This window comes from Peribacillus sp. P4_C12, assembly GCF_056402095.1.
Genome location: NZ_JBFUIB010000484.1, coordinates 1 through 2,704, shown reverse-complemented (window position 1 = coordinate 2,704; position 2,704 = coordinate 1). Strand labels below are relative to the sequence as shown.

The window sequence follows — 2,704 nt, the reverse complement described above, 5'->3', positions numbered from 1 at the left end:
CTTTCTAAAAGCAATGTAATTTTGCTTCGAGGTGGGGAACTTGAAAATTATTTTACACAACTAGCCGAAAAAATTATTATGGATTCTAATGTTCGAGGCAAAGAATTAAGTGTTCTAAAACTATTAGAAGTAGTAACCAATGAACAATATACTATTACAGATTTAATAGACATTCAAGATTACGGTAATGCTATCCAACAATTAGTTGAAATGTAAATTGTATAATCAGTAATTGATACAATTTTGATTTTATTGGATTATTCGGAATTTTAAAAATAAAGCGAGGATATTATGAAAGATATAGGGCTAATTGATACCTGTTAATAGATAGACACTTTAGTTATTTAAAGGATTTTGATATTAAAAATGTTGATGGACAAAAAGAATACATATATGAAGTCTTCGAACTATATAAGTTTTTAATTAACGTCATTTTCGAGGAGAAGTTCACTGGCACAAAGATAGAGCGTCCAAAATTCACACAGTTGCTTCAAGAACTGCGGGAGGATGACACCTTGGTAGTGACGAAACTTGACCGTCTTGCTCGTAACACAAAAGAAGGTATTGAAGTCATTGAGAATCTGTTCGACAGAGGTGTAAAGGTTCATGTGCTGAATGTTGGTCTACTGGAGAAAACGACAATGGGACGGTTCTTCTTGACTACACTGCTTGCAGTGGCTGAAATGGAACATAACTTAATTGTGGAACGTACTCAGTAAGGCAAGGCTATCGCAAAGCAGCGAGACGATTTCCGTGAGGGAAGACCCAGAAAACATACAAAGCAACAAGTACAACATGCTTTAAAACTTCTTGAAAGTCATACATATAAGGAAGTGGAAGCGATGACAGGTATCACGAAAAGAACGTTGATTCGAAGAAAGAATGAACAAAAATCTCAGAGTGAAATATAAGAAAATAAGTTTACTATAGGATATCTTTCATAATTAGGGGGGCGATATTTCCACAATTAGGTGCCCCATTTTTTAGTATAAGGGTATAGTTGGTTGACTCACACACCATGGATTTTGGTAGCTGATTCCAACCAACTATAAAGATATGATTTAACTATTTTTATTCATCATTCTTGTTAATAAATTCATGAATTCCTCTGTATTAAATTTTGTAAGGTATTTAAGAAATACATAAATGCTAAACCATTAATGACAATTGCTTCTTAAAATTATTCCTCTTAAATGGCAATAGGACGACCATTTATTCTCAAATGTCCATAGAGTATAGTACAATTTATAAAAAAAAGTCCATAAATAAAGGCATGAAAACGTGTTACATAAAAGATGAAGATTTCGAATGATGAATAATAATTTAGTAGGAGTGATATGGATGAAGAATATAAAACAAAAGATAATCGACTCTGATATTGGAGTATGGTTAAGCGTTGTTTCAGTTGTTTGTTTTGGTTCGTATTACATTTATGCTACTTCTTTTAATCAATATTATGGATTGCCTAATAATTTTGTAGAGCTTACAATTGAGAATGTGGCTGCAGTAATTGTGTTTGGTGTATTCATTATGAGTATTTTTTTTGTGATACCAGAGAGTTATAGGCAGGGTTGTAGGCTCATTTTTGAAAAATTTCCATCTTTAAACTCTAGAAAAAAAAAGTTTATAAAGGTTTTARTACTTCTTATTGCACTTATTATCGCTACAATATTAGTATTACCTATACTTGGATTAGAAATTACCCAATTGATAATAGGAGTACTTTTTATTGCAATTTTAATGTCAAATGATAAACAATCACCACGAAAATGGATTATTGTTCTATGTATCTACTTAGTAGTAGGTTTGTTTGTTATGTTTGGTAGTAATAGTGCTGCTGATAAAGAAGATTATCTAATTTTGAATAGTACGAATGACCAGAATTATGTTGTTATTAAGACCTTTCAAGACAAATTTATTATTGCTCCTGTTAACTTGCAAAAAAAAGAAATAACACCAAAGTTTCAATTTATAGAAATTATGTCTGATAAAGATAATAAAGTGGAGTTCACATTAGTACATACAGGTAAGTTGAAAGTGAAAAAGGTAACGAGAGAAGAACAAAATATCAATAAATGATTTCCTAGTATTATGGGAGAAAATGGGGAGTTATCTTGCAAAATCTTCATAACAAYTTTTCTATTAATTAAAAAAGACAGTTCAAAAGGATTCTGTACTTTTCACATAGTTCTACATTTAATGAAATATCGATTTTAATAACACTCATTTTAATTCACTCAATTAGAGGCATTTACTTTAATGTAAGTGCCTTTTTATATTATTGTGGTAAAATTATCCTAAGTAGTTTTAGGGAAAGGTTAGTGTTATTGTATGGTAAATAAGAGTTTAGACGATTTAATGTCTCTAGTTGTTAAATTCAGAAATGACCGAAACTGGAAGCAATTTCATAATGCAAAGGATTTAGCAATTTCGCTTTCATTAGAAGCAAGCGAATTACTTGAGAATTTTCAATGGAGAAATAACAAAGAAGCTATAGAAGAGAATCTGGAAAACTTAAAAGATGAATTAGCAGACGTAGTAATCTATTCCCTGTTAATCGCACGTGAACTAAACCTAAATCTTGAAGATGTTGTAACTGAAAAGATTAAGAAGAATAGCGAGAAATACCCAATTGAAAAATCATTTGGTGTAAAAAAGAAATATACAAAACTATAGGAGGAGATAAATTTGAGTCATGTAATAC

At 30.6% G+C, this 2,704-nt stretch carries 3 protein-coding genes and 1 pseudogene; all 4 read left to right on the top strand.

Going from position 1 to position 2,704, the window contains the following annotated elements; all coding sequences use genetic code 11:
* Positions 1 to 216 (top strand): hypothetical protein (locus AC1DUW_RS25295; protein WP_477643765.1); only part of this gene is annotated, 216 nt, incomplete at its 5' end.
* 143 nt (positions 217 to 359) lie between these two features.
* Positions 360 to 911: pseudogene (locus AC1DUW_RS25290) on the top strand (recombinase family protein).
* 430 nt (positions 912 to 1,341) lie between these two features.
* Positions 1,342 to 2,079: a hypothetical protein gene (locus AC1DUW_RS25285; RefSeq protein ID WP_477643764.1), complete on the top strand. Its 738-nt coding sequence runs from the start codon at positions 1,342 to 1,344 to the stop codon at positions 2,077 to 2,079.
* Between the two features lie 252 nt (positions 2,080 to 2,331).
* Positions 2,332 to 2,676 carry a nucleotide pyrophosphohydrolase gene (locus AC1DUW_RS25280; RefSeq protein WP_477643763.1) on the top strand — a complete coding sequence of 115 codons (345 nt, stop codon included), beginning with the start codon at positions 2,332 to 2,334 and terminating at the stop codon, positions 2,674 to 2,676.
* Positions 2,677 to 2,704 lie beyond the last annotated feature (28 nt).

Bases quoted from the DNA above. Each gene is read 5' to 3' on its own strand.
- AC1DUW_RS25280 (WP_477643763.1), top strand. From the start codon at position 2,332: ATGGTAAATAAGAGTTTAGACGATTTAATGTCTCTAGTTGTTAAATTC.